Genomic DNA, 24,323 nt, shown 5'->3' with positions numbered 1-24,323 from the left:
GTATTTTTGAAAAGATGAAGCATCAGGAGAACTCTCTCCACGTCCATCCAGGACGTTTTGCGGTGATGGTGTCTTTGATTTCTTTTGGCGGCTCGGTGGTCTGGGCGGAATAGGTCCCGAACACTTCGAGCGATTGGGTGCAACGGGCGGCGTGGAACCACTTGCCGCAACCGTTGGCGTGGCGCCAGCGTTCGAAATGAACACCCTTGGGGTTTTCACGCATGAACAGGTAGTCATGGAATTCGTCATCAGACGAACCAGGGCCAAAGCGCTTCAGATGCGCCTCGCCACCTGCAGCCAATTCAGTTTCTTCGGCGTCGACGCCGCAATAGGGGCAATTTAGGATCAGCATATGTTCATCCTTTTGGCGGTTGGTCGACAACTTGGCCGACCAGAATTCTAATCAGTGGCGCGTTTGGGCTGTACCCCTAGTGCGCCACCCCGGCGGCGACGCTTTCGTCGATGAAGCGGCCTTCTTTGAAGCGGTCGAGCGAGAAGGCTTCAGTCAGCGATGAGTGGCCTGTCGCCATCAGCTGTGCCATGCCCCAGCCGGATCCCGGGATCGCCTTGAAGCCTCCGGTGCCCCAGCCACCGTTAATAAAGCAGCCCTGCAACGGCGTCTTCGACAGGATTGGAGACCGATCGCCAGTCATGTCCACGATACCGCCCCACTGGCGCAGCATCTTGAGGCGAGAGATCATCGGAAAGGTCTCGACCAGCGCACGGACGGTTTCCTCAATGTGGTGGAACGAACCGCGTTGGGTGAAGTTGTTGTAGGCGTCTGTGCCGCCACCGATCACCATCTCGCCCTTGTCGGACTGAGACATATAGCCATGCACCGTGTTGGCCATGACGACCACATCCATGCAGGGTTTGATTGGCTCGGACACCAGCGCTTGCAGGGCAACGGCCTCGAGCGGCAGACGGAATCCCGCCATCTCGGCCAACTGGCCAGAATGGCCCGCAACTACGATGCCCAGTTTGTCGCAATCAATGGCACCCTTGGTGGTGTCGACACCGACAACGCGGCCATTTTCCTGGCGCACGCCGGTAACTTCGCACTGCTGGATGATGTCCATACCCATTGCGGAACATGCACGTGCATAGCCCCACGCCACGGCATCATGGCGCGCGGTGCCGCCACGCTCCTGCCAGAGCCCGCCCAGAACCGGATAGCGCGGGCCTTCCAGATTGATGATCGGCACCAGCTCTTTCACGCGCTCGGGTCCAATCCACTCGGTCTGGACACCCTGCAGCGCATTCGCATGCGCGGTGCGCTGATAGCCGCGAATCTCGTGCTGAGTCTGCGCCAGCATGATCACGCCGCGCGGGCTGAACATGATGTTGTAGTTCAACTCCTGGCTAAGATCCTCGTACAAGCCGCGCGCCTTTTCGTAGATCGCCGCCGAAGGATCCTGCAGATAGTTCGAACGGATAATGGTCGTGTTCCGACCCGTGTTGCCACCGCCCAGCCAGCCCTTCTCGATCACCGCAACATTCTGAATGCCGTAGTTCTTCCCGAGATAGTAAGCAGTTGCCAGACCATGCCCACCTGCACCGACGATGATAGCGTCATAGCGCTTTTTCGGTTCAGGAGAACGCCAGGCGCGTTCCCACCCGGTATGGTAGCGCAGCGCTTCGCGCGCCACAGCAAAGGCTGAGTAGTGTTTCATGAGCGAATCCGTTCGGTCTTCGATGATTGGCGCAGATATGCCGTGCATTGACATATTAGCCCTGCCGCACAACGTCGCAATAATGCACTATTGCGACATGACCGCCCCCAGCGGCCATTTGTCCCTTTTTTCCATGCGCGGACAGGTCTAAGTCAGGGCAACCATTTTGGAGGGACCATGTCGTTTTGGGTTCTCATCTTCCTGATTGCACTGCTCATCGCCGTTTTTCTGGGTTACACTATGCTTCGCGGTCGTCGCGACTCGGGCCCTACCGCCGCCTATGACCTGCGCGTCTATCGCGAGCAGCTGACAAGCGTTGATCGAGACTTGGCGCGCGGGGTTATCGCAAAAGCCGATGCCGAACGCGTGCGCACGGAAATCGCTCGCCGAATCTTGGCGACTGATGCGCAGATGCGCGGCGAGGCTGAAAGTACAGGACCATCACCAACAGTCACCGTCGTGGCCTTCGTCGTCATGGCGGCCATACTGATTGGTGGAGCGCTGGCAATGTATCGCCAACTGGGTGCGGCCGGATTTCCAGATATGCCACTTTCGGCGCGGTTGGAAATGGCAGAAGAACTGCGCGAGAACCGGCCTGGCCAGGCAGAAGCCGAGGAATTGGCAACGCCGGTGCAAGCACCGCCACTGGACGAAAGTTACGAAAAGCTTCTGAATCGATTGCGCGAAACAGTGGCCGTACGACCGGATGATCTGCAAGGGCAAACTCTGTTAGCGCAGCATGAGACCAATGCCGGAAACTTTAAAGCAGGTTATGAGGCGCAGACGCGTGTAATCGAGCTGTCGGGTGAAAACGCACCGGCACAAGCTTACTCCGATCAGGCCGAGATGATGATTCTGGCCGCTGGTGGTTATGTCTCTCCCGAAGCCGAGGAGGCATTGCGATACGCGCTCGAGCGAAATCCAAGATTGGGTCTTGCGCGATATTATTGGGGACAAATGCTGGCGCAGACCGGACGACCAGATATGGCCTATCGGGTTTGGGTGGACACATTGCGCGACGCACCTGCAGGTGCGCCTTGGGCAGACGCCATTCGTGCCCAGATCGACGATTTGGCGTTTCGCGCAGGGGTATTCAACGCGCCGGATCTGTCTGCAACGCCAGCGGCACCAGGTCCCAGCCAGGAAGATATGGACGCTGCCGCCGAGCTATCGCCCGAAGAACGTCAGGACATGATACGAGGAATGGTGGATCGGCTTTCTGAACGGCTGGCCAGCGAAGGTGGATCGCCCGAGGAATGGGCGCGACTGATCGCAGCCTTAGGCGTATTGGGCGAAGCGGCGCAGGCGATAAAAATTCGTGACGAGGCTGTTGCAGTTTTCGCGGGCAACGATCAGGCGTTGCAAATGATCGACGCTGCATCAGTTCAGGCTGGTATCGCACAATGATCCACGACGCCTTCGAGGAATTCGCCGCTGCCCTTTCACCGATGTCAGCCCTCATGGGTCTGGATCTGGGCGAGAAAACCATTGGGGTTGCGGTGTCCGACCGAATGCGTGGCGTTGCGACTCCGCTTGAAACTGTTCGTCGCAAGAAATTCACGCTAGATTCCGCGCGTCTGATCGAAATTGTCACTGACCGTGAGATCGGGGGTATTGTCTTGGGGCTGCCCCGCAACATGGACGGCAGCGAGGGACCAAGATGTCAGTCCACGCGTGCATTTGCCCGTAATCTGGCACGTTTAACCGAGCTGCCCATCGGGTTCTGGGACGAACGGCTTAGCACGGTTGCGGCAGAAAAAGCACTGTTGGAGGCGGATACGACACGAAAACGTCGCGGACAGGTTATCGATCACGTCGCCGCCGGCTATATCCTGCAAGGGGCGCTGGACAGACTGCGCTTTCTTTGACGGATCGGATATCGCCAATGACGAATATGGTTTGGAAACGGGACGAGGTCGAAAGCCCTTGCATCCAGATCTGCGTCGTTCACCCGACCGAGCGTATCTGCACTGGTTGCTATCGTACAATTGACGAGATCTCGCGCTGGTCCAAAATGAATAGCAGCGAACGGGCCGAGATTATGCAAGACCTTCCCGAACGCAAACCGCGTCTGGCCAGGCGTCGTGGCGGGCGTGCCGCACGTTTGGGCAATTCATAAAGCTATATGTCAGAATTTAGCTTTCTGAGTTGGTGGTAATTCTTGGAGCACATTTCGGTCTCGTAATTCTGCGCCGAACAATTCGACCAATTCAGCCCGATTTGCCGCCTGTTTCAAGTTTTTGCGCGCTTCATCTGGGACTCTGCTGACTCGAGGTCGATCCGACCTTTCACAAATCAAAACTCGGTTCAAAACTGAGCGGAGTTTCATCTTAGGGCCAGATCAAAAAAATAGCCGCGCCGCTGTGGTTCAGACCCGAACTCTGAGGGGGTAGAAGAGCCCGGAGACCGAAGGTCGAGTGAGTGGCCGCCCACAGCGGCGCGAAACAGTTTTCACCCTTCCCTCGCAACGTGGGAAAGATAAAACGCACACTTTAATTTTTTGACCAGCCAGTCAATAAAAACGTACTCGATAGCCTGCATTCCGTAACGTCACCTTGGAAAAGATCAATTTGGCGCCGGTCAAGGCATTGTTTCCAATAGCTATTACTTGAGCAAGCTTACCCTGCCGCAAGCCAGGTTTTCGCATTTTCGAACTCTTCTGCAGGAAAATACTGTGTCCGGGTCCCCAATACGTGACTGGCCATGCGTTGCGCCATCTTTTGCCAGCTCTTATCGCCAACAATCGCTGCACGGTCCAACATACCGATATGACCAGCGGCCAACCGAAAATGCGCCGCCATCGCAGTAAGCCCTTGCCAGCCATCAAATTCGCGCAGATCAATCAGGAGACGAAATCCGTCGCGTTCACGTAACATTGCATCCAGGTCGGATTGCGCCTGACCGTATTCTTCAGAATCAAGCTTGCCCATCAGACTAATCTGAACACACGGCCCACCTAGATCGGTCACATGGATCGCCCCGAGAGACTCACGCATCCAGCGGCGCGCCTCTTCCACTTCATCCATCCCAAAAACCTGCACAGGGCACGGAAGTATGGGGGCGGCCAATCGGATACTTGTCTGAACCCAGCCTTGATCGGCGACAACCCCGATCCGATCAAAACCACGCCAATGACTGAGCCCCAGCTTGGTATCAGACCATGCTGCGCCGAGGTCGTATCCTTTGAACTCGGGCGTTGCGATCGCCAGCAGGCGAACCGAATCGTGATCCTCAAGCGCCGCCTCGATTGCGGGCACCAATGTGGCGGCGTAATCCGCGCTTGTCACCTCGCCTGAAAGCTCCACTTCGATCAGTGCACCATCAGAGTTTGTATGAACTGTAATCATCTAAATCATCCTCCAAAGCCAAATAATGGCAGGAGGTTACGGAGTTTCCAGCCATTGTGCCACACCGCCCGGCAACTCGGGACGGAAATAGGCGATCATCCGTCCATCAGGCCCGGCATTCGCATCAGCGCCCCATGGGGCAACACCATGCAGACAGTGACGATGCAACAGATAGGCCTCACCCGGCCGTGCAGGCAGTTCAATCCGCCGACAGTTTTGAAACACCTCCAATCGGGCAGCCTGATAGGTATCCGTGATATCAGTGTTGGCCAATTCGCCCGAAGAGACATCTTTCAGCGCGTTGCGGAACGCTGCGCCAAGTATTTTATGGCTACCATCCCAAACCACCATGGGTGAGGCATCACAAGACGCTTCTGTCAGCGGAATGCCCAATATCCAAGCATGCGGTTCATCCACGTGCCGTCGCCGGTCTGGTCCCGATGGCTTCAATCCATCCACATGCGCAGCATCGCGATTGGCGCGATATCGTGCGGCGGCTTCACTTTCTCCCCGGCGGGGCTGAGGATACCCAGGATAAATGACCGATACCTGCGCCTTATGCAGGTCGATCACCCCGAATTGTCGATACGCAAATTCTATTGCCGTGCCGGACAACGCAGGCGACTCTTCCACCCTGCCCTGCGCGTCGTTTTCCAGCGCGTCCACACCGATGAACCAAGTCCCCTCGCAATCATGCCAGATAGAATGTAGCGGATCGTCGATCGCCTTGCGGGCCGCAGGCAGAACCTGCGCCACCCACTGGGCGAGTGCTGCATCATGAGAAAACCTGACCCAACCGCGGTTGTAAAAGGCGTCTACCATCCCAGTGCCTTGCGCAGCATATTCAACGCCACGAGCGTAAGGAACACCGCGAATACGCGTCTAAGCGGTTTCGGGTCCATTGCATGAGCAAGCTTTACGCCCCATGGCGCAGTGATCATGGTCATGGCCACAACGATACTGAAAGCCACAAGATTGACCGCTCCAATCGTCAGAGGCGGGCGATGCTCAGGTGCGATGTTAAGAAACAGAAAGCCCAGCACCGATGGCACTGCGATGATCACGCCAAATCCAGCGGCGGTCGCAACTGCGCGATGGATCGGAGTGTTGTATAGGCTCATGAGTGGGACACCAAAGCTGCCCCCGCCGATCCCCATTAAAACCGATAGAAATCCGACCGAGGGGGACAAGGCGGCACGGCGCAAACCTTTGGGCATCGCGTCCCCCAGCCTCCATTCGGATTTACCCAATCCCAGATAGGCTCCGATGACCATGCCAAGAATACCGAATAGCGCCTGCAACAACTCTGTTCTCAGCGCCGAAGCCACCAGAACGCCGATAACCGCACCAGCCGCAATGCCCGGCCCCCAACTGCGCAAAATATCCCAGTCAACCGCACCTTTTTTGTTGTGGCTCAGCACCGAACGGACAGAGGTCACTATTATCGTCGCCAGCGAAGTTGCCAGACACAATTGCATCAACTGTGGGCCGCCATATCCAAGTGTTTGAAACGCATAGAAGAAAGCAGGCACAAGCACGATACCGCCCCCAACGCCCAACAACCCGGCCAAAACCCCTGCGAAGGCGCCAATGACAAGCAAAAGCCCCAGCATCTGGGCCAGCAACATCGTATCCGGCATCATCCCTCCAAATCGGCCAAGGGCCGTGTCAAACCGCCTGCTCTACTGATGCATTCGACACTATCGAATCCAGAGCCCGCAGGATCACCTCAGGCCCTGCATTTTCGCGCACTGCGCCCTCAGATAGCATCCGTCGCCACCCCCGCGCACCCGGACGTCCTGCGAACAGACCCAGCATATGACGTGTGATCTGGTGCAATCGCCCACCACCGGCAAGATGGGCTTCGACATAGGGCAACATTTTTTGAACCACGTCCATCGGATCTGCAATCTGGCCGATTCTAAAAATCAGCGGATCTGCTCCGGCCAGAATATCCGTTGGCTGATGATAGGCCGCGCGCCCGATCATGACGCCATCAAGCCCTGCGTCCAGTTGCTCCTGCGCCTGTGCCAGCGATGTAATTCCGCCGTTGATCGAAATGTGAAGGTCAGGAAAATCTGCCTTCATCTGATGAACCAGTTCGTAGTCAAGCGGAGGGATATCCCTATTTTCCTTAGGGCTTAGCCCTTGCAGCCATGCCTTTCGAGCGTGGATTGTGACACGCTCACATCCCGCCGCTTTGATTTGCTCAAGGAAAACGGGCAGTACCTTTTGAGGGTCTTGCTCATCAACCCCTATCCGGCACTTTACAGTTACCTCAGCCTCCACGACCTCACGCATAGCCGCAACACATTCCGCAACACGCGCAGGTTCGCGCATCAAAACGGCGCCAAACGTGCCCGATTGCACACGGTCGGACGGGCAGCCACAATTCAAATTGATCTCATCATACCCAGCCTCGGCCCCCAACTTGGCAGCCAGTGCCAACTCGCTTGGATCGGACCCACCCAGCTGAAGCGCGATTGGATGTTCCTGGGGGCTGTATTCAAGCAAATGCAACGCCCCGCCCCGAACCAAAGCGGGTGCCGTCACCATTTCGGTGTACAACAGCGTTCGCGAACTCAGCAGGCGATGCAGATACCGACAGTGACGATCCGTCCAGTCCATCATTGGGGCGACAGAGAGGCGGGCGGCAGTGCGGGTTTCTGAAAACTTAGCGTCCGGCATGTCTCAACTACACCTCTAGAATGCGGTTTATGGCAAGCGCCGGATCACCCCCGAGACCTTATTCGGCAATCGATGCAAGTCCGGGGAAATGGTACCGCCTCCCTGGCTTGAACAGGGGACCTCTGGATCCACAATCCAGCGCTCTAACCAACTGAGCTAAGGCGGCACTCGTGAGGGGCGATTTAGCGAAGGCGTGCGAGGATTGCAAGGGGATTAAAGCCGAATTCGCCAGCTTTGTTCCACCAGATCGACCCCAAAAGAATGTACCGGCTTGCTGTCTGTAAGCTGCCATCCAAACGAGCGGTAAAGCCCGCAGGCCGCAGCGTGGCTTTCATGAGTCCAAAGCGCCATTTCACGATATCCCGCGCTGCGCGCAAAGCCCATGCAGGTGGTCAAAAGACGCTTGCCAAGCCCCAGCCCGCGAGCTTCGGGTACCAGCAAAAACAAGCGCAGCTTGGCAGTGTGATCGTCCTGCGTGACGCAGAATATACTTCCAAGTCGCTCACCTGCGCGCTCGGCAATCCAACCGCATTCGCGTTCCGAGCTACTATTGGCAATAAAATCCTCAAGAATTCGCGCCACCAGAGGGGCGAAAGTCTCGTCGAACCCCTCATCGCGGGCATACAGCGTACCGTGACGTTCCACCAGCCACGCGGTGTCATCTGGACGAAAGGGCCTAAGGTTGATGTCATCCATTCCCTATCTGACCCTATAGCCCGCTTGATTCTCAACCCGTTGCACGCTAGCACCAAGGCTGAATTCCCGGAGGCACAAATGGGCATCAACACCGAACGCGAAATCGAAGCGAACCTGCAGATCGGCCCCACCGATCAGGGTATGGTGCGTCTGTTTATTGAAGGTTCAGGTATTGAGATTCCGATGGATTTTGACCCGGAGGAGGCCGAAGAAATCGCTGAGGAAATCCGCGCCGCTGCTCAGGCAGCGCGGGCAGTCAGCAGTTAAAGTCGCGGATCACGCAGCGTATGCAGCCTGCGGGCTGCGTCTACAGCAAATTTCTGGATCATCTTCTTTCTTCGCGCCGGGGCCACTTTGCTTTCCGGGCTCATTCGGATGATCTCGGCATCATATGCGTCAGCAATAATCAACCCTGTGTCTTCAGGCAGCAAATCGGTCGGAAAGTCAGTGTCTACCGCCCAAAAGAATCGATCACACCATTCCAGATAGCCCTGCCACTTAGAGTCTGACTGATAGTCAGCCCGACTGGATTTGCACTCGATCACCCACAGCTCGCCCTTTGGGCCCAAGCCCATCACATCGACGCGCAGACCCCGTGCCGGTACAAATTCCTCAATTGAAACATAGCCATGGGTTAACAAATGTCGCGAAACACCGCGTGCCAGTTTTTGTCCAGGTTGTAGATCGAGTGTCATACCTAAAATGTGAACAATTAGTGAACAAAAATCAAGCTCTTGACATGATACCATTTGGTATCTCATTAATATGGTACCTAATGGTATCATATGGAGTGTACCATGGACCCGAAGATTCAAAACGCGTTCCGGGCGCTTGCTGACCCTACCCGTCGGGACATTGTGCAGATGTTGGCGGCCAAGGACATGACGATCGCACAACTCACCGAACGCTTCGACATGACACGGGCGGCGGTCAAAAAACACCTGACTGTTCTGTCAGATGGCGGTCTGATTACGGTCGAAGCAAAGGGCCGTGAACGCATTAATCGGCTTGAACCCAAGGGGATGGCCCCTGTTCTGGACTGGCTCAGCTATTTTGATCGGTTCTGGGACGACCGCCTTTCGAACTTAAAAGAAGCGATAGAGAGGAATAAAAAGTGACCAATGCCGTATTGCAAAAGACCATATTCTTGCGGGCCGAGCCCGAAACTGTTTGGGCTTACCTAACCGAACCTGACCGTCTGGCAGAATGGTTCCACAAACCCGAACAACCTTTGGCAGCGGGTAAAAAGCTTGAGATGTTCGGGACGACCAGCGGTGATCTTCTGATCTGGGGTGAAGTGCGTGAGGCGCGCCGCCCGGAATATCTGGAATACACATTCACCGTCAAACCGATGGGTAACGCCGTGAGCGTGGTCAAATGGACCTTGGAACCGGTCCCGGGCGGTACACGCCTTGGCTTGTTGCACGAAGGGCTACCACAAGGGGTCGACGCCTTTGGCCTGATCCTTGCACTGGACAACGGCTGGGACGAACATTTCGGTAAGATGCGCACAGCACTGCACGAAACTGTTGATGCATAACCCCTTGTGCGAACCCGCTTCACGCCCTACTTAAGCGCTTGGCGGGTTCTGCCCTTCTCGTGCACGGCAGCATTCCGGTGGCCTTAAGCAATTCCGAGGGAGCTGGCTCTGTTCAGGTCCTGGCCTGATTACCTGGCGCCCACCTGTATACACAGGTCCTCGGGAATCAAAGCCCCACGGTTGACTGGTGGTCCCGCCACATTTTCCCTTTTCAGATCAATGATCTGATCGCACTTCCTGTTTGACGACTGCAGGTCGGAAATTGTGGGCAACAGCTGATCCGCCGCGCGGCCCCTGGGGTTTTTCTGCCATGCTCATGATCTTGTAGGCGAACTGAACCCCTGCAAATACGATCCCGTTCATAAACCAGATCATCACCAATGCGATCAGTCCGATCTCTGACCCTGTAATCAGGTGGCGCAGGTTGGCAACGTTCATCGCCAGAAGCACCCCGACAAAAACAGCCGAGATGGCAAAGCCCCACGCAACTTGAGTGATATACAGTCGGACCAGTTTGGGCATGGTGAACCTCCTTGCGCTCTGCCTTTCAGGCTAGCGCAAATCTGTTCCGGGTAAAGGCGTCAGAACGCCTCGGGTTGGGCTTCGCGCGCCATGTGATCCAGCACAGCGTTGACGAATTTGGGTTCTTTACCTTCGGGGAAGAATGCACGGGCCACGTCGACAAATTCAGTGATGACGACTTTGGGCGGTGTGTTGCTTTGGGTCAGCTCCGCTCCGGCGGCTCGAAACAGGGCGCGCAGGGTCGGATCGATGCGAGCTATGGGCCATTTCGCCACCAGTGCGCGATCCGTCATTTGGTCGATCGGCGCCTGATAGTTCACGGCGTCATCCACCAGTTTGCGGAAGACGCTGATATCGCCATCCAGCATTTCTTCGCCTTCATAGACGGCGCCAAAACGGTGATCCAGAAACTCGGTTACGACTGCTTCAGTCGTCTGGCCCGATTGCTCCATCTGGAATAACGCCTGCACGGCATAGAGGCGTGCGGCGGATTTCATTAGGCGTTTCTGGTTGGCCGGTTTCGGCGCGTCTGTCTTGGTCATGCGGTTGTGGATCCGTTGCTGTCGCCCGCCACAAGGATGGACTCGGACGGCGGCTTGAAGCCCACGCCCTTTTTGGAAGAGCCCCACTTACGGCTGAGCGCGATCAGATGCAAGGCCGCAGCGGCGGCTCCGCCGCCTTTATTCATCTTTTCAGGGTTTGCGCGAACTTCGGCCTGATCGTCATTCTCGACTGTCAGAATTCCATTGCCGATGCACAGGCCCTGCAGGCCCATCAGCTGGAGGGCACGGCTCGAGTCGTTGCAGACTGTTTCATAATGAGTGGTCTCGCCGCGAATGACACAGCCCAGCGCGACATAGCCGTCAAAATTGCACTGACGGTCGGCCATGGCGATAGCAGTCGGAATTTCCAACGCGCCGGGAACTTCGACAACCTCGCAGGTACCGCCAGCCGCCTCGATCTCGGCTTTGGCACCTGCAATCAGGTTGTCGGCAATTGCGCGATAGAAAGGAGCCGCCACAATTAGCAACTTCACCGGTTTATCGAATGTCGGCGTCGGCAGGATACCATGTTTGTCTTGTTCAGCCATTTTCAGTCTTCCTTGAGGATCGAGCGGGTTCCGACAATGGACAGCCCAAAGGCGTCGAGCCCCAGATATACAGTTTCGGGTGAATCAGTCAGCAACACCAGTTCCTGAACACCCATCTTGGATAGAATCTGCGCACCCAGGCCGGTTTGCTTGATAGTCCGCGGACCTTCATCTTCGGCAGCATAGAGAGAATTGCGGGGCTGGCGGAAAAGGCAAACGACGCCGCGCCCCTCTGCGGCGATCTTCTCCATCGCGCGAGGCAGCTCGCGCGAGGATTTCGGGCCGAGCCCCAGAATATCCGGTGCTTCATGCAAAGCATGGGTCCGAGTCAGCACCGGCTCGGGCGTGGTGATATCACCCTTGATCATGACAACATGTTCGATGCCATGGGTCTGATCGGTAAAAATCCGCATCTCCCAGTTGCCACCGTATTCCGAGGTCACCGTCTCACGCGAGGTTTCGACGACCAAATTATCATTACGCGAGCGATAGCTGATAAGGTCGCTGATTGTCCCAATCTTCATGTCATGCTCTTTGGCGAACTCTACCAAATCAGGCAGGCGCGCCATGGTGCCGTCGGGGTTCATGATCTCACAGATCACTCCCGCTGGCTTCAACCCGGCCAGACGCGAGATATCCACTGCCGCCTCGGTATGACCCGCGCGCACAAGCACCCCACCGCGCTTGGCACGCAACGGGAACACATGGCCCGGTGTCGCAATATGTGCCATCGTGTTTTGCTCGTTGATCGCGGTCGCGACGGTCAGCGCGCGGTCAGCGGCGGAAATACCAGTGGAAACTCCCTCGCGCGCCTCAATCGAAACGGTGAACGCCGTCTCGTGACGTGATGAATTGTTAACGGCCATCATCGGCAGCCCAAGATGATCAATCCGTTCTGCTGTCATGGGCAGACAAATCAGCCCGCGCCCATGGGTGGCCATGAAGTTGATGGCATTCGCGTCGGCAAATTCTGCAGCAATTACGAGGTCGCCCTCATTCTCGCGATCTTCGTGATCGACAAGAATGTACATCCGGCCTTTGCGGGCCTCTTCGATGATGTCCTCGATCGGGCTAATCGCCTCGCGCAACTGGGCCTCAACCGGTCCGGGGGTTTCAAAGCTCATGGGGTAAGCCTTTCGCATGGCAAGTTTGCTGGCGAAATAGACCACGTGCGCGTCAATGACCAGCCCGTATGCGCTCCGGTTTGTGCGATCCGCCCTTGGCATTGGAATGTGCAACAAGTAATTCAATCTAAGACGGGCGTAAAAACTGGCCACTGCGGGTGTATATATGCCTGTTTCGATACGCCGATATTGTTGCCATTTTCTGAACCTTTGAGGGGCAAATGTGGGCTTTGTCCACAAATTGCCGCAATCAAGCCCTCGGAATGCCCGATATCAAAGGCACCTAAAACTCAACAATTCCCTAGTGTGTCGAGATATCGAGCCCAGTGTCCAAGACCGCCTATCTCCCTGCTTCTAATGCAGTTCTGATAAATTCCCTTTGGCGTAACAGGCTGTTATTGTCACTGGTTGCGCTGCAAATCGCATGCGCCATCGCCGTCAGCCTCTATGTGGGCCGGTCATTTTGGGATTCCTCGACCCCCATCCTTTTAGGAATATCGCTCCGTCTGCTTTGCTTTATGTTCGCAAATTTCATCCTCTGGAGGCTTGGTGTTGCGATTTTCGTGGTCAAACCCCAAAAGCCAATTCATTGGATGTTGCAAGACCTGCGAACCAAACTGACAGACGTCGAAAAAGCACCCGACGTTTTGATCTGCTTCGTCAGCATCGTTGCTCTGATCGTAACCTACACATTTTTGAAGAACGAAATTCACTCGTTGAATCCCTCTCTTTGGGACACACAGTTTGCGCAATGGGACAGGTTCCTACACGGCGGCGTCGATCCCTGGACTTTGCTAAGGCCCGTCCTTGGGTCGCCAGTGATTACAACAGCTTTGAATGCGGCCTATCATATCTGGTTTCCGATGCTTTATATCGCCGTCTGCGTGGCCTGCCTGGATCGCCGTGATCCAATTCGTAGCACGGTATTCCTGGTCGCCTTTGTGCTGTGCTGGTTTGTCGGGGGAAACGTGATCGCGACGGTCTTTGCATCTGTCGGTCCTGTTTACTATGAACCCTTCAATCTGGGCACAGATTTCGTTCCGCAGATGGAATTGCTGCGCCAATCACATGAAATCAGCCCAGTCTGGGCGCTGAAAGTGCAAAGCATGCTGCTGGATGGCTTTCAAAATTCGGGGCTCGCACGGGGTATCTCAGCGATGCCCAGTATGCATGTCGCTTCAAGCGCGCTCCTGGCGTTGTATGGGTTCACTTATTCGCGGTGGCTAGGCTGGGGGCTGACAGTGTTTACCTTTGTCATCCTGTTGGGATCGGTACATCTTGCGTGGCATTACGCCATTGATGGATATGCTTCGATCCTGTTGGTCCTTTTCTTCTGGTGGCTGGCCAAAAGGTTCACGGCACGGTTCGGGCCGGGAACCTGAGGTTCAGGACATCTCGGCCAGACGGGCCACGTATCTGGCCAGAGTATCGATCTCAAGATTCACCTTGTCACCGACCGCGACATCACCCCATGTGGTGACCTCTTTGGTATGCGGGATGAAGTTGATACCGAAGTCACATCCCTCAACATCGTTGACCGTCAAAGACGTGCCGTTCAGCGCTACCGATCCTTTTGGCGCGATAAACCGAGCAAGATCAACGGGTGCGCGCAAAGTCACACGCGTGCTATCGCCCTCGTCAGCTACCGCAATCACTTCGGCTACGCCATCAACATGGCCCGAGACGATATGCCCCCCCAGTTCATCCCCGACTTTCAAGGCGCGCTCCAGATTTACCTGCGTGCCGACCTGCCAGTGATCCAAATTGGTCTTCGAAACCGTTTCGGCGCTGATCTGAACATCGTACCAGTCAGCCCCCAGCGCGATAACGGTCAGACACACACCATCGCTTGCGATCGAAGCACCCATATCGATCCCTGCTGTGTCATAGCTGGTCCTGATCCTTGCCCGTAGGTCACCCTGCTGGTCAAGTTCGGCAACAGTGCCAATATCGGTGACGATCCCTGTAAACATTTCATCAACCCCAAGAGCCTAATTTCAATAATCGAGGTAAAGGCACCCAGCCCGACGGACAAGCCCTGCCTTGCCCAGAATCCAACAAAGAGGCATAATTTCATCCAAACGTTCCACGAATATTCCTTGCGAGCAGACTATATGGCATCTTCAACCAGCTGCCCTGACCGGCGTGTGTTCCTGTTCCTGCAAGGTCCCCATGGTCCATTCTTCAATGCACTAGGTGGTATGCTGCGCGCAGCCGGAGCCAAAGTCATCCGTGTTGGGTTCAACGCGGGCGATCAGGCGTTTTGGAGCGACACGACCAGCTTTATTCCCTATCTGGGGAATCCCGACGATTGGCCAGCTACATTCACCGACATAGTTACACTCAATGGTGTCACTGATATCGTACTCTATGGTGATACCCGGCCTATCCATGCAAATGCGGTTCGAATTGCGAAATCACGCGGCATTACTATCCATGTTTTCGAAGAGGGATATCTGCGCCCCTGGTGGGTGACGTATGAGCGCAATGGCTCGAACGGAAACTCGCGTTTGATGGAGCTTGATGTGGAAGAGATGCAGACGGCATTGGCGCAGTCTGAGGGTCAAACCCCTCCGCCGCCCTCGCATTGGGGGGATATGCGCCAGCACATTTTCTACGGCGCGCTTTACCATTGGTTCGTGATGCTCATGAACCGGCGCTATCGAAATTTCCAGCCTCACCGCGAGCTACCGGTCGCCAAAGAGTTTCAGTTGTATTTCAAGCGCCTGGCACTGATGCCATTCCACAGATTACAACGCAAATGGGCGACAACTCGGGTCAGGCGGGGGGGCTTTCCCTATCACCTTGTCCTGTTGCAACTGGGTCATGACAGCTCGGTGCAGTCCCATTCGGATTATTCCTGCATGAGTGAGTTTCTCAGCCAGGTGATTGACGGTTTTGCCAAGGGCGCCCCTGCGCACCACCACCTCGTCATCAAAGAGCATCCGCTGGAAAACCATCGTGAACCACTTCGGCAAATGGCCCAGCGCATGGCCGAAAAACTCGATATCACTGATCGCATTCACTATGTGCCAGGTGGTAAGTTGGCAAAACTTCTCGATGAAGCAAGATCAGCAGTAACCGTGAATTCAACTGCAGGCCAACAAGCCCTGTGGCGCGGCATTCCCCTGCGCAGTTTCGGACGGTCGGTATATGACAAGCCACAGTTTGTTTCCCGGCAGCCAATCGAGGCTTTTTTTGCTGACCCCAATGCTCCGGACAGCAAAGCCTACCGGGACTATCGACAATTTCTTCTCAATACCAGTCAGATTCCGGGTGGTTTCTATTCCCGAAAAGGACGTCGACAATTATTGCGCCGTGCCGCAGATATGATGCTTATGAAACAGGGCCCATATCAATCGGCACTGGAAGACAACGAGGCCGCAACGCCACAGTTGCACCTTGTTAAGTAACTTGAATCAACCCGTTGCTGGATGTTTGGCATTGAAACGGGTAACCTGCCCAAAACAAAGACGACTGAGGTAAATCGGCAGTGCAGCGTTTTCCCACCCGATGGATACGGGGGGCTTCCTTTGTGGTGGCCCTTGGTATGCTGGCAGCGTGTCAGCTTCCGAAATCCGGACCGAACAAAACAGAAATCCTGGCCGGTTCTTTCGAAAACGGCGGCAACGCCTTTGTTGTCGAGGTCGACGACCGCGTGGCACGTGCCGCCTCTGTGGTTCCGCAATACGGGTTCTCACAATCTTTTCGCAGCGCCCAAAGCATTGCGTCTGATACTGTGCGTCCCGGCGATGTTCTAAATCTTAGCATCTGGGAGAATGTCGACGACGGGTTGCTGACTTCAGAAGCTGGTGGTGCGACCAATCTGGATCAGGTTCAAGTCGACAATGACGGATATATTTTCGTTCCCTACGCTGGTCGGCTGCGTGCGGCGGGCAATACTCCCGAGCAATTACGCACCCTGATTTCCAGCAAACTGGAAGAGCAAACGCCGGATCCACAGGTTCAGGTTACGCGCACGCCGGGCAATGGGTCGACTGTTTCCTTGACCGGGACCATCGGTGCACCGGGTATTTACCCGATCGAGCGCCCGACAGGAACCTTGTCGACCATGCTCGCACAAGCGGGAGGCGTCGCAGTTGCATCGGATATAGCTTTGGTTACCGTCATCCGCGGAAATCAAAAGGGAACGATCTGGTACAACGATCTTTTCCGCAATCCGGAAACCGACATCGCCCTGCGCGGCGGTGATCGCATTCTGGTTGAACAGGATAGCCGCTCGTATATTGCACTGGGTTCGACTGGGCAGTCCCGCGTGGCGTTCGAAAGTCAGGATTTATCGGCTCTCGAAGCTCTAGCACAAGTTGGGGGCCTTCAATCGCTGTCGTCAGATCCGACCGGGATATTCATTCTGCGCGACGAACGGCAGGACATTGCACGTAGCGTTATGGGGCGCCCCGAGCTGACGGGTGATCAACGCATGATCTACCTGCTGAACCTGACCGCACCCAACGGCTTGTTTGTTGCACGTGATTTTGTGATCCGCGACGATGACACGATCTATGTCACCGAAGCCCCATATGCACAGTGGAGCAAATCAATCTCGTTGATCGCCGGAGGTCTGACACCATTTGCGAATGTAGCGACACTTACAGGAAACTAGTGAATGTTTCCTGAACCGGAGAGCATGGCCGGGGGCGAACGCTCCCGGCTATTTGTTTACAACGGTGGTTTCCTGACACAACGGCGTGTGCGCCGGATCCTGTCTTTGTCCGGGTATGACATTCGGCTTGGTCTGCCACAACACGAAGATCTTGTTGGGGTCTGGGGCAACAGCCCAACTGCTCATCGCGGCTTGACCATAGCGCGGAAACGCGATGTGCCCATCTTACGGATCGAAGATGCGTTCCTGAGATCTCTGCAACCCGGACGCAGCGGCGAGGCCCCGCTGGGATTGCTGCTTGACCGTGCAGGTCTACATTTTAATCCTACTACGCCATCCGATCTGGAAACCCTGCTTACGACACATCCGCTGGATGACACTGCCCTGCTAGATCGCGCGCGCGGCGCGATTGCGCGCCTACGCGAATTGCACCTCAGCAAATACTCAGCCTACGATCTTGATCAACCACCCCCTGAACCCGGCTACGTTCTGGTGATTGATCAAACCCAGGGAGATGCGGCCGTTACTGCGAGCCACGGCGACTATGCGCGGTTCCGCGAGATGCTGGTCTTCGCACAAGAGGAAAACCCAGGCGCGCGCGTCATCATCAAAAGCCATCCCGAAACGACCGCAGGTCATCGAAAAGGATATTTTTCTGATCAAGATCTGAGTGACCGCGTGTCCATTCTGGACCGCCCCATAAGCCCTTGGTCACTGTTGGAAGGCGCTATCGGTGTTTATACTCTGTCGTCACAGATGGGATTTGAAGCCATTCTGGCGGGACATAAACCCCGAGTGTTCGGGCAACCGTTTTACTCAGGGTGGGGGCTGACACAGGACGACATCCCCCTCCCCCGTCGACAACGCAACCTCACGCGGGCGCAGCTATTTGCAGCAACAATGATCCTGTATCCGCGCTGGTACGACCCCTATCAAGACTGCTTGTGCGAATTGGAAACCGTGATCGATACACTCGAGGCGCAGACCCGCGCTTGGAGACAGGATCACAAAGGTTGGACTGCATCGGGTATGCGGGTGTGGAAGCGGCGGCGCCTGCAGCGCATTTTCGGTCAACACGGTAAGCTGCGTTTTACATCCGAGCAGCCAAAAGATACCGCACATCCCCATATGGCCTGGGCGAGCCAAGCGCGTGATACTTTGAGCGCAACACGCGTCGAGGATGGCTTTCTACGCTCGCGTGGATTGGGTGCGGAATTGGTGCCACCGCTTTCGCTTGTGACCGATGATATCGGTATTTACTACGACCCGACCCACCCCAGCCGGCTAGAGGAATGGATCACCGTGCGAGAGACGCTGCGACCGGACCAGAGGCTTCGATCAGAACGGCTGATAGCCCGGTTACTCTCTGACGGCCTGAGCAAGTACAACGTCGGTCATCCTGCCCCGGACCTGCCAAAAGGCCATCGCATTCTGGTGCCGGGGCAGGTAGAAGATGACGCCTCGATCAGACTGGGTACAAGCAATATTCGCAACAACCTCGATCTGCTGCGTGTAACGCGCAAGGCCAATCCAGATGCTATTCTGATTTACAAACCTCACCCGGATGTCGAAGCCGGATTGCGAGAGGGCAAAATCGAATCAGATTTGGCTGACATTGTGGTCAAGCGCACCGACCCCGCCATCCTGATGACTCAGGTAGACGAGGTTTGGACTATGACCTCTCTGCTGGGGTTCGAAGCTTTGCTGCGCGGCGTCAAGGTCACGACGCTAGGCGCGCCATTCTATGCTGGGTGGGGGTTGACGACAGATTTGGGGGCTGTGCCTGCTCGTCGCGGCGCGCAGCCTTCATTGATGGGCTTGGTACACGCAACCCTGATCGACTACCCGCGATACTTTGATCCCGTGACTGGACAGGCTTGCCCAGTCGAGATCGCGGTTGAGCGGCTTGCGCACGGCGCACCAACGGCGACAGGACCTATGAACCGCCTTCTGTCCAAACTACAAGGAATGATGGCAACGCATGCGCGTTGGTGGCGCTAAGGCCTAATGCGTGACGCGCGCCCAACGGTGCAGGATATCACCGCCAACAACCTGCGTTTCGATCAGATCGAACCGGGGTGCGGTTTCCAAAGTATCCAACCCTAAGGCTCCGATCGCCGAAAGACCTTCGGCTCCGATCGTAAGCCCGGCGGTGAAACCAACCAGCTCATCGACCAGATCACTTTCTAGCAAGGACGCAGCCAAAGCTGATCCGCCTTCACAAAAGACGCGGGTCAGCCCCGCTTGCCCGAGCTGGTGCAGCAGATCAGCGGCTTCAACGTGATGATCGTCCAATGCGCATGGGATCAGTCGCGCACCAAGCCCCTCCCAGGCGCGGGCGCGATCAGGATCCGGATGAGGACCATGGCAGAGCCAGACCGGAATTTTGGACGCGGTCCGCGCGAGATGCCCCATCAAAGGCAAGTCCAGATGCCGAGACACCACCACGCGGACCGGCTGGCGTTCTACGCCTAAATCGCGAACCGTCAGCGACGGATCATCAGCCCGCGCCGTTCCCGCGCCGACCATGACCGCATCATGGCGGGCCCGCATGGCGTGCACTGCACGGCGTGCATTGGGGCCGGTGATCCACTGGCTGTGCCCGGATTCAGTGGCAATCCGACCATCAAAGCTGCTGGCCAGTTTCAGTGTTACAAACGGTCGACCTTGCTCGGTTTTCAGAAAGAACCCCGCGTGATCCCGTGCCGCCTGTTCGGCTAGAACCCCGGTAACGACATCAATCCCAGCTTCACGAAGCAAGGTGAACCCTTGTCCAGCCACACGCGGGTCACTGTCTTCGATTGCCGAGACAACACGTGCAATTCCAGCCTCGATCAATGCTTCGGCACAGGGTGGCGTTTTTCCGTGATGCGAGCAGGGTTCAAGAGAGACATACGCTGTCGCCCCTTGTGCCGCCTCGCCTGCTTTGGCAAGTGCGATGGGTTCGGCATGCGGGCGGCCTCCGGGCTGCGTCCAGCCGCGTCCGACAATACGCCCATCGCGCACGATCACGCACCCGACGGACGGGTTCGGCCAACACGTGCCCTGGCCGCGCCGCCCCAAAGACAAGGCAAGCGCCATAAATCGCTTATCTGCTTCGTTCACTCGTCCGTCGAAGGTTGCGGCGGGCGCAACTCGTGGACAAACTCCTCGAAATCGTCGGCCGCCTGGAAATTCTTGTACACACTCGCAAAACGAACATATGCGACCGTATCAATCCGGGCCAGCGCTTCCATGACAATCTCACCGATTTTGTTCGATGGGATATCGGTTTCACCCATGCTTTCCAATCGGCGAACGATACCCGAAATCATCTGATCGATCCGCTCTGGATCAATCGGCCGCTTCTGCATCGATATGCGGATTGAACGCTCAAGTTTGTCGCGGTCGAAATCTTCTCGTTTTCCATTGGTCTTGATCACAACCAGATCGCGCAACTGCACACGTTCATAAGTCGTAAACCGTCCGCCGCAGGCCGGACAAAACCGGCGTCGGCGGATCGCGACGTGATCCTCAGCCGGGCGTGAATCTTTAACCTGAGTATCGATATTTCCGCAAAACGGGCAGCGCATCCGCCGTCTCCTCGTCCCTAGTTCGGCCTCTTTTGTAAGCGCTGCGGCTTACTTATCCACAACTATAGGGCAGCCGCTAGGGTTTGGGTAGTCGGAATTTTCCACCCCAATATAAAGCGTCACGCAAAGTGCGCTGCGACCTTTCTCATATGCGGTGCATTGCGATGTTCAAACACGTAAATACCCTGCCATGTGCCCAGCACAGGCGCCCCACTCCTCACCGGGATCGACAACGAAACCGGCATCATCGCAGCCTTGATATGAGCTGGCATGTCATCCGGCCCCTCATATGTATGGCGCAGATAAGCCATCGAAGGATGGTCGGAAGGCGGCACAAGCCGGTCATAAAAGGCATGTAAATCGGTCTGCACTTCGGGATCAGAGTTTTCCTGAATCAGCAAAGAACAAGAGGTGTGCCGCACGAAGAGGGTCAGCAGGCCATCTGATACCGGCCTCAGCCAATCGCGCACAGGGGCGGTGAACTCATAGAGCCCCGCACCCTGCGTTGAGATCGAGAATTCGGTCTGCACCGCAGATCACCTAAAGTTAATGCGACGACTGCACCGGCCATTTGCACCTTGCACAGACATACTGTCGCCGGCTTTGAAGCCAGCCGATATACTGCCTTGCTGGTCTACATTTGCAGGAGGCTTGAGCGAAAACTGCACCGCCGTCTTTCGGCCGGTCGTCACGCTTGGCCCGTAGCCGCGCAGGACATAAATACGCTGTTGCCACCCCGCACCTAAAGACCGTCGTGCGAAATCCGCCGCAGCACACCAATATCCATCGACATCTCTGCGCGCCCTTGGGATGACTTCGAATTCCGTATTGCTGATCGCTTCGGTTTGATATCCGTTTGGTGCCGCGCTGGTCATTGCCGGAGAACCGAGCAACATAAGTGCGCCCAACGTAGCTGATAATATCTGTTTCATCCTCGTCATCTTCCTGTTTCCACCTGAAATATACCTAGTGCGCCTCACCACTCCAAACAGTAGAGATCACAATCAATTCAAACTGACCTCAATTCGCTCCGATCCGGCTCAAGCCACCCGCTATATCGGATCAGCAAACCCAGGCCTGGCACATAGGCAGAGATGTCAAAACAAAAGCGGTCCATTGAATCTTGGGTTTCCGCCGAGGCTGACTGCGGTAGCAGAAACTTTGGACAAGGTATTCCAAACAGGGCGAGCCGACGGATTTGAATCGACAGCCCTGCCTCGGTTCGCACAGGCTGTAACCCAATTGCGAGCCCCCCGATCCTTTCGTGGACGCAATTGTATCTCCGGTCAAAACTAATGCGTGAACATGTCTCATGCCCGGAAAAGTCCCGCTTCCAAATCCAATGCCCTTTTGTTCGCCGTATGGTGAGAGTGATCTTAAGGTCGTCCCCTCCTGGCGGGAATCCTCCGATGCGCAAAGCCAGGGCGACCAACCGCCCCTGACCTCGAATTATGCTGCATCTTCCCGAATATTGCCCCTCAGCCGAGTGCAGTTTTTGAATTGCCTCCGGCAGCTTATCATCCACGCCCAGAGCTTGCAGGAACGGGTCGTGCTCAGAAGCCATCTGAAGCGAACCGAGACCGAAGGCTAGCATCGGGAACCAAACAATGTTTGTAACAACCAAACAACGCATATCGATTACGGGCAATCGAGTGATACAGCCGATCCTTAACAAACACTGGCAGATATCGGCACAAGGACAGCAAGAACCAAGCTCCCGGTAACGCGCGCATCGCGGCGGCAAAAGCATCAAGCTTCTGGTGAACTTTACCATCTACGATGACCAGATTGGTCTCAAAATCCTTGGTCGGGAGATTCAGCCGTGAATAGAGTCTCCTCCCCAAATCCGACTGGGCGGTCGCAAATCTGAACCTTTGGCCCCGATCATGGCGCAACATGAACTGAAAAAACCGCGAACACAAAACGCATTCACCGTCAAAGACAATCAAATCAGTTTCAATGTCTGGCAAGTCAGGCACTGTAAATCCAAATACCACCATCAATTCAAGAAGATACTGGCACAGCATAAATCTCGCAGCAATGCGACATGACCGACCACTAAGGAGAGCTGTGCCGGGGAACCCATTGAAACGGCTTGGTGGACCGTCGGCTCGGGCTCGACCTTATCCCCAAAAGGTGCTGACCCGGCAACGATGGATATTTAGGTGTCGCTCCTGCGGTATTCTTGGCAATTTCAGCCAAATCCTTTCGAATATCCGACACGTCACAAGAGTCTGTAACAGAGGCTGGCAAAATACAGCGCCTTTCCGCTATCGTGATCAGATTATCAGGATGAGTTTCGGACAAGGTTATGGACGTTGATATTTCACGCATTCAATTGCTGATGCGCGCCCTCGAACAACGCGCGAGTTTATCGGTTGTCGATCAGGTTCTGAAAAACAGCGCATTGACCCGGATGGATGTTGAAGCATCTGCCACACTATTTAGCGCCCGCAAAGAGGCCATGTTTGTTCGCCATGCCTGTGATGCGCTCGGTGACATCACATTCGGTGCAGGCGCGGGATTAGAGTTCAATTCTTCCTCCAGTGTGACGGCATATATCAGTAAATATTCGCGGGATCTGAAACAGGTGTTGGAAAACACAACGCGGTTTCATGGTATCATCGACCCCGCACTGGCGTTCAGTCTGCGTGTTTCCGGCAATTCCGCCTCGTTGGAGGCTGAATGGAAGGACCCAAGTTTTTCGCGATATCATCGTCGAACCGAGTTTTTGTTATTCGCAAGCATTGCTCGAATGCGGGCTTTGACGCAGGTGAAACTGTATCCTATCGAAATACGATTTCAGCACAGTGTGGGGCGACATGCGGACACCTTTCAAAAGATCGGAGGCTTTCCAGTAAAGTTTGAGGCTGAACGGTTGGAGGTTATTTTATCACTACCCTCACTCGAAACACCGATCCCTACCTATGATCCCAGTCTGCGGGCGCATCTGCTGGAATATGGCGAGCGTCTGCTGGCGGAAGGACGTAAGCCAGAACAAAAAACCCGTGCACAGATCGAAGGGTTAATCACCAGGTCAATGCCCGGAGGGATAACTCAGGCGGATGAAGCCGCCTCTCGACTTGGGCTCAGCTCGCGCACACTTGCCCGTCGTCTGGCGGATGAAGGCACTTCCTACCGCGAGATTGTCGAAGATCTGCGCTGTGATCTAGCGCAAACCTTTATCAAGAACGGCATGAATCTAGCTGAAATCTCGTATTCTTTGGGCTATTCAGATCAGGCTGCGTTCTCGACGGCCTTCAAACGCTGGACCGGTCAGGCCCCGACAGCGTTCCGTAAACGGGTTTCACGTCCGCTTACACAAAAAGGAAAGTAGCCGGGGGTCATCAGCGCTGCCGCCTCGCCCCGGCCTGTCCATGAGTGGACATGTGTGGACATAGGCACAGCAGCGCAACGCAACATGCGATATTTCGCCAATTTGATATG

Annotated in this window: 30 protein-coding genes and 1 tRNA gene; 11 read left to right on the top strand and 20 right to left on the bottom strand. The window is 55.7% G+C overall.

Annotated elements, in window-relative coordinates; genetic code table 11:
* Positions 1–22: 22 nt before the first annotated feature.
* Positions 23–352, bottom strand: coding sequence for a sarcosine oxidase subunit delta (locus ACR0KN_RS11095; RefSeq protein ID WP_480653492.1), 330 nt, complete (start codon positions 350–352; stop codon positions 23–25).
* A 76-nt stretch (positions 353–428) separates the two neighbouring features.
* The gene (locus ACR0KN_RS11090; protein WP_010442020.1) at positions 429–1,673 is read right to left on the bottom strand and encodes a sarcosine oxidase subunit beta family protein; all 1,245 of its coding nucleotides are present in this window, start codon (positions 1,671–1,673) and stop codon (positions 429–431) included.
* Between the two features lie 177 nt (positions 1,674–1,850).
* Between ACR0KN_RS11090 and ccmI the strand changes: the two genes are divergently transcribed.
* Genes ccmI through ACR0KN_RS11075 form a run of 3 tightly spaced genes read left to right on the top strand, consistent with a single transcriptional unit; the run spans position 1,851 to position 3,792 of the window.
* Positions 1,851–3,080 carry a c-type cytochrome biogenesis protein CcmI gene (gene ccmI, locus ACR0KN_RS11085; RefSeq protein WP_480653490.1) on the top strand — a complete coding sequence of 410 codons (1,230 nt, stop codon included), beginning with the start codon at positions 1,851–1,853 and terminating at the stop codon, positions 3,078–3,080.
* The gene (gene ruvX / locus ACR0KN_RS11080; RefSeq protein ID WP_170540741.1) at positions 3,077–3,541 is read left to right on the top strand and encodes a Holliday junction resolvase RuvX; all 465 of its coding nucleotides are present in this window, start codon (positions 3,077–3,079) and stop codon (positions 3,539–3,541) included. Before ccmI ends, ruvX begins: the two co-directional genes overlap by 4 nt.
* Positions 3,542–3,558: 17 nt before the next feature.
* Positions 3,559–3,792 carry a DUF1289 domain-containing protein gene (locus tag ACR0KN_RS11075; protein ID WP_010442017.1) on the top strand — a complete coding sequence of 78 codons (234 nt, stop codon included), beginning with the start codon at positions 3,559–3,561 and terminating at the stop codon, positions 3,790–3,792.
* Positions 3,793–4,291: 499 nt separating this feature from the next.
* Here the strand turns inward: ACR0KN_RS11075 and ACR0KN_RS11070 are convergent, their stop codons facing one another.
* From ACR0KN_RS11070 to ACR0KN_RS11045, 6 genes are all read right to left on the bottom strand, one after another.
* Entirely contained in the window at positions 4,292–5,020 is a 729-nt protein-coding gene (locus ACR0KN_RS11070) for a SpoIIAA family protein (RefSeq protein ID WP_010442016.1), read from the bottom strand.
* A gap of 36 nt (positions 5,021–5,056) precedes the next feature.
* Positions 5,057–5,842, bottom strand: coding sequence for a hypothetical protein (locus tag ACR0KN_RS11065; RefSeq protein WP_480653487.1), 786 nt, complete (start codon positions 5,840–5,842; stop codon positions 5,057–5,059).
* Positions 5,836–6,660, bottom strand: coding sequence for a sulfite exporter TauE/SafE family protein (locus tag ACR0KN_RS11060; protein WP_170472371.1), 825 nt, complete (start codon positions 6,658–6,660; stop codon positions 5,836–5,838). The genes ACR0KN_RS11065 and ACR0KN_RS11060 overlap by 7 nt, the downstream gene beginning before the upstream one ends.
* A 28-nt stretch (positions 6,661–6,688) precedes the next feature.
* Entirely contained in the window at positions 6,689–7,708 is a 1,020-nt protein-coding gene (gene dusA / locus ACR0KN_RS11055; RefSeq protein ID WP_480653485.1) for a tRNA dihydrouridine(20/20a) synthase DusA, read from the bottom strand.
* Between the two features lie 89 nt (positions 7,709–7,797).
* Positions 7,798–7,874 (bottom strand) — tRNA-His (locus ACR0KN_RS11050).
* Between the two features lie 47 nt (positions 7,875–7,921).
* Positions 7,922–8,404 carry an N-acetyltransferase family protein gene (locus ACR0KN_RS11045; protein ID WP_480653483.1) on the bottom strand — a complete coding sequence of 161 codons (483 nt, stop codon included), beginning with the start codon at positions 8,402–8,404 and terminating at the stop codon, positions 7,922–7,924.
* Between the two features lie 78 nt (positions 8,405–8,482).
* Here ACR0KN_RS11045 and ACR0KN_RS11040 point away from each other — a divergent pair, with 78 nt between their 5' ends.
* A complete protein-coding gene (locus ACR0KN_RS11040; RefSeq protein WP_010442011.1) occupies positions 8,483–8,671 on the top strand; it encodes a DUF6324 family protein in 189 nt (62 codons plus the stop codon).
* On the opposite strand, the gene ACR0KN_RS11035 is transcribed toward ACR0KN_RS11040, so the two are convergent.
* The gene (locus ACR0KN_RS11035) at positions 8,668–9,099 is read right to left on the bottom strand and encodes an MmcB family DNA repair protein (RefSeq protein ID WP_029621999.1); all 432 of its coding nucleotides are present in this window, start codon (positions 9,097–9,099) and stop codon (positions 8,668–8,670) included. The genes ACR0KN_RS11040 and ACR0KN_RS11035 overlap by 4 nt on opposite strands.
* Before the next feature lie 102 nt (positions 9,100–9,201).
* On the opposite strand from ACR0KN_RS11035, the gene ACR0KN_RS11030 reads away from it, so the two are divergent.
* A complete protein-coding gene (locus tag ACR0KN_RS11030) occupies positions 9,202–9,522 on the top strand; it encodes an ArsR/SmtB family transcription factor (RefSeq protein WP_260022663.1) in 321 nt (106 codons plus the stop codon).
* Positions 9,519–9,944 carry an SRPBCC family protein gene (locus ACR0KN_RS11025; protein ID WP_480653480.1) on the top strand — a complete coding sequence of 142 codons (426 nt, stop codon included), beginning with the start codon at positions 9,519–9,521 and terminating at the stop codon, positions 9,942–9,944. The genes ACR0KN_RS11030 and ACR0KN_RS11025 overlap by 4 nt, the downstream gene beginning before the upstream one ends.
* 216 nt (positions 9,945–10,160) lie before the next feature.
* Here the strand turns inward: ACR0KN_RS11025 and ACR0KN_RS11020 are convergent, their stop codons facing one another.
* The 4 genes from ACR0KN_RS11020 to ribB are packed head-to-tail and all read right to left on the bottom strand — an operon-like array spanning position 10,161 to position 12,680.
* Positions 10,161–10,466 carry a hypothetical protein gene (locus tag ACR0KN_RS11020; protein ID WP_170540768.1) on the bottom strand — a complete coding sequence of 102 codons (306 nt, stop codon included), beginning with the start codon at positions 10,464–10,466 and terminating at the stop codon, positions 10,161–10,163.
* A 59-nt stretch (positions 10,467–10,525) separates the two neighbouring features.
* On the bottom strand, positions 10,526–11,008 hold the full coding sequence (gene nusB / locus ACR0KN_RS11015; RefSeq protein ID WP_010442006.1) for a transcription antitermination factor NusB: 483 nt from the start codon (positions 11,006–11,008) through the stop codon (positions 10,526–10,528).
* Positions 11,005–11,556, bottom strand: a complete 552-nt coding sequence (locus ACR0KN_RS11010; RefSeq protein ID WP_480653478.1) for a 6,7-dimethyl-8-ribityllumazine synthase — start codon at positions 11,554–11,556, stop codon at positions 11,005–11,007. Before ACR0KN_RS11010 ends, nusB begins: the two co-directional genes overlap by 4 nt.
* A 2-nt stretch (positions 11,557–11,558) precedes the next feature.
* Positions 11,559–12,680, bottom strand: a complete 1,122-nt coding sequence (gene ribB, locus ACR0KN_RS11005; protein WP_480653476.1) for a 3,4-dihydroxy-2-butanone-4-phosphate synthase — start codon at positions 12,678–12,680, stop codon at positions 11,559–11,561.
* 593 nt (positions 12,681–13,273) lie between these two features.
* Between ribB and ACR0KN_RS11000 the strand changes: the two genes are divergently transcribed.
* On the top strand, positions 13,274–14,062 hold the full coding sequence (locus ACR0KN_RS11000; protein WP_480653474.1) for a phosphatase PAP2 family protein: 789 nt from the start codon (positions 13,274–13,276) through the stop codon (positions 14,060–14,062).
* A gap of 3 nt (positions 14,063–14,065) precedes the next feature.
* Here the strand turns inward: ACR0KN_RS11000 and ACR0KN_RS10995 are convergent, their stop codons facing one another.
* Positions 14,066–14,653, bottom strand: a complete 588-nt coding sequence (locus ACR0KN_RS10995) for a riboflavin synthase (protein WP_480653472.1) — start codon at positions 14,651–14,653, stop codon at positions 14,066–14,068.
* A gap of 141 nt (positions 14,654–14,794) precedes the next feature.
* Here ACR0KN_RS10995 and ACR0KN_RS10990 point away from each other — a divergent pair, with 141 nt between their 5' ends.
* From ACR0KN_RS10990 to ACR0KN_RS10980, 3 genes are all read left to right on the top strand, one after another.
* A complete protein-coding gene (locus ACR0KN_RS10990) occupies positions 14,795–16,093 on the top strand; it encodes a capsule biosynthesis protein (protein ID WP_480653470.1) in 1,299 nt (432 codons plus the stop codon).
* An 80-nt stretch (positions 16,094–16,173) separates the two neighbouring features.
* Positions 16,174–17,304 (top strand): polysaccharide biosynthesis/export family protein, encoded by a 1,131-nt coding sequence (locus ACR0KN_RS10985; protein ID WP_480653468.1) that lies wholly within the window; start codon positions 16,174–16,176, stop codon positions 17,302–17,304.
* Positions 17,305–17,307: 3 nt separating this feature from the next.
* Positions 17,308–19,305, top strand: coding sequence for a capsular polysaccharide biosynthesis protein (locus ACR0KN_RS10980; protein ID WP_480653466.1), 1,998 nt, complete (start codon positions 17,308–17,310; stop codon positions 19,303–19,305).
* Between the two features lie 3 nt (positions 19,306–19,308).
* Here ACR0KN_RS10980 and ribD read toward each other — a convergent pair whose 3' ends face one another.
* The 6 genes from ribD to ACR0KN_RS10950 form a co-directional block, all read right to left on the bottom strand.
* Entirely contained in the window at positions 19,309–20,409 is a 1,101-nt protein-coding gene (ribD, locus tag ACR0KN_RS10975; RefSeq protein ID WP_480653464.1) for a bifunctional diaminohydroxyphosphoribosylaminopyrimidine deaminase/5-amino-6-(5-phosphoribosylamino)uracil reductase RibD, read from the bottom strand.
* The gene (nrdR, locus tag ACR0KN_RS10970; RefSeq protein ID WP_008756450.1) at positions 20,406–20,876 is read right to left on the bottom strand and encodes a transcriptional regulator NrdR; all 471 of its coding nucleotides are present in this window, start codon (positions 20,874–20,876) and stop codon (positions 20,406–20,408) included. Before nrdR ends, ribD begins: the two co-directional genes overlap by 4 nt.
* 119 nt (positions 20,877–20,995) lie before the next feature.
* Positions 20,996–21,406 (bottom strand): secondary thiamine-phosphate synthase enzyme YjbQ, encoded by a 411-nt coding sequence (locus tag ACR0KN_RS10965; protein ID WP_480653462.1) that lies wholly within the window; start codon positions 21,404–21,406, stop codon positions 20,996–20,998.
* Positions 21,407–21,412: 6 nt separating this feature from the next.
* Entirely contained in the window at positions 21,413–21,808 is a 396-nt protein-coding gene (locus tag ACR0KN_RS10960; protein ID WP_480653460.1) for a hypothetical protein, read from the bottom strand.
* A 77-nt stretch (positions 21,809–21,885) separates the two neighbouring features.
* Positions 21,886–22,440: a DUF4166 domain-containing protein gene (locus tag ACR0KN_RS10955; RefSeq protein WP_480653458.1), complete on the bottom strand. Its 555-nt coding sequence runs from the start codon at positions 22,438–22,440 to the stop codon at positions 21,886–21,888.
* Entirely contained in the window at positions 22,430–22,876 is a 447-nt protein-coding gene (locus tag ACR0KN_RS10950) for a thiol-disulfide oxidoreductase DCC family protein (protein ID WP_480653456.1), read from the bottom strand. Before ACR0KN_RS10950 ends, ACR0KN_RS10955 begins: the two co-directional genes overlap by 11 nt.
* 311 nt (positions 22,877–23,187) lie before the next feature.
* On the opposite strand from ACR0KN_RS10950, the gene ACR0KN_RS10945 reads away from it, so the two are divergent.
* Entirely contained in the window at positions 23,188–24,213 is a 1,026-nt protein-coding gene (locus tag ACR0KN_RS10945; RefSeq protein ID WP_480653454.1) for a helix-turn-helix domain-containing protein, read from the top strand.
* Positions 24,214–24,323 lie beyond the last annotated feature (110 nt).

It is taken from the genome of Ruegeria sp. AP7, from assembly GCF_056539905.1.
Note: the sequence above shows the minus strand (reverse complement) of the source record. Positions and strands in the feature narration are given on the sequence as shown.

Bases quoted from the DNA above. Each gene is read 5' to 3' on its own strand.
- ACR0KN_RS11095 (WP_480653492.1), bottom strand. From the start codon at position 352: ATGCTGATCCTAAATTGCCCCTATTGCGGCGTCGACGCCGAAGAAACT.
- ACR0KN_RS11090 (WP_010442020.1), bottom strand. From the start codon at position 1,673: ATGAAACACTACTCAGCCTTTGCTGTGGCGCGCGAAGCGCTGCGCTAC.
- ccmI (WP_480653490.1), top strand. From the start codon at position 1,851: ATGTCGTTTTGGGTTCTCATCTTCCTGATTGCACTGCTCATCGCCGTT.
- ruvX (WP_170540741.1), top strand. From the start codon at position 3,077: ATGATCCACGACGCCTTCGAGGAATTCGCCGCTGCCCTTTCACCGATG.
- ACR0KN_RS11075 (WP_010442017.1), top strand. From the start codon at position 3,559: ATGACGAATATGGTTTGGAAACGGGACGAGGTCGAAAGCCCTTGCATC.
- ACR0KN_RS11070 (WP_010442016.1), bottom strand. From the start codon at position 5,020: ATGATTACAGTTCATACAAACTCTGATGGTGCACTGATCGAAGTGGAG.
- ACR0KN_RS11065 (WP_480653487.1), bottom strand. From the start codon at position 5,842: ATGGTAGACGCCTTTTACAACCGCGGTTGGGTCAGGTTTTCTCATGAT.
- ACR0KN_RS11060 (WP_170472371.1), bottom strand. From the start codon at position 6,660: ATGCCGGATACGATGTTGCTGGCCCAGATGCTGGGGCTTTTGCTTGTC.
- dusA (WP_480653485.1), bottom strand. From the start codon at position 7,708: ATGCCGGACGCTAAGTTTTCAGAAACCCGCACTGCCGCCCGCCTCTCT.
- ACR0KN_RS11045 (WP_480653483.1), bottom strand. From the start codon at position 8,404: ATGGATGACATCAACCTTAGGCCCTTTCGTCCAGATGACACCGCGTGG.
- ACR0KN_RS11040 (WP_010442011.1), top strand. From the start codon at position 8,483: ATGGGCATCAACACCGAACGCGAAATCGAAGCGAACCTGCAGATCGGC.
- ACR0KN_RS11035 (WP_029621999.1), bottom strand. From the start codon at position 9,099: ATGACACTCGATCTACAACCTGGACAAAAACTGGCACGCGGTGTTTCG.
- ACR0KN_RS11030 (WP_260022663.1), top strand. From the start codon at position 9,202: ATGGACCCGAAGATTCAAAACGCGTTCCGGGCGCTTGCTGACCCTACC.
- ACR0KN_RS11020 (WP_170540768.1), bottom strand. From the start codon at position 10,466: ATGCCCAAACTGGTCCGACTGTATATCACTCAAGTTGCGTGGGGCTTT.
- nusB (WP_010442006.1), bottom strand. From the start codon at position 11,008: ATGACCAAGACAGACGCGCCGAAACCGGCCAACCAGAAACGCCTAATG.
- ACR0KN_RS11010 (WP_480653478.1), bottom strand. From the start codon at position 11,556: ATGGCTGAACAAGACAAACATGGTATCCTGCCGACGCCGACATTCGAT.
- ribB (WP_480653476.1), bottom strand. From the start codon at position 12,680: ATGAGCTTTGAAACCCCCGGACCGGTTGAGGCCCAGTTGCGCGAGGCG.
- ACR0KN_RS11000 (WP_480653474.1), top strand. From the start codon at position 13,274: ATGTTGCAAGACCTGCGAACCAAACTGACAGACGTCGAAAAAGCACCC.
- ACR0KN_RS10995 (WP_480653472.1), bottom strand. From the start codon at position 14,653: ATGTTTACAGGGATCGTCACCGATATTGGCACTGTTGCCGAACTTGAC.
- ACR0KN_RS10990 (WP_480653470.1), top strand. From the start codon at position 14,795: ATGGCATCTTCAACCAGCTGCCCTGACCGGCGTGTGTTCCTGTTCCTG.
- ACR0KN_RS10980 (WP_480653466.1), top strand. From the start codon at position 17,308: ATGTTTCCTGAACCGGAGAGCATGGCCGGGGGCGAACGCTCCCGGCTA.
- nrdR (WP_008756450.1), bottom strand. From the start codon at position 20,876: ATGCGCTGCCCGTTTTGCGGAAATATCGATACTCAGGTTAAAGATTCA.
- ACR0KN_RS10960 (WP_480653460.1), bottom strand. From the start codon at position 21,808: ATGAAACAGATATTATCAGCTACGTTGGGCGCACTTATGTTGCTCGGT.
- ACR0KN_RS10955 (WP_480653458.1), bottom strand. From the start codon at position 22,440: ATGGCTTCTGAGCACGACCCGTTCCTGCAAGCTCTGGGCGTGGATGAT.
- ACR0KN_RS10950 (WP_480653456.1), bottom strand. From the start codon at position 22,876: ATGGTGGTATTTGGATTTACAGTGCCTGACTTGCCAGACATTGAAACT.
- ACR0KN_RS10945 (WP_480653454.1), top strand. From the start codon at position 23,188: ATGGACGTTGATATTTCACGCATTCAATTGCTGATGCGCGCCCTCGAA.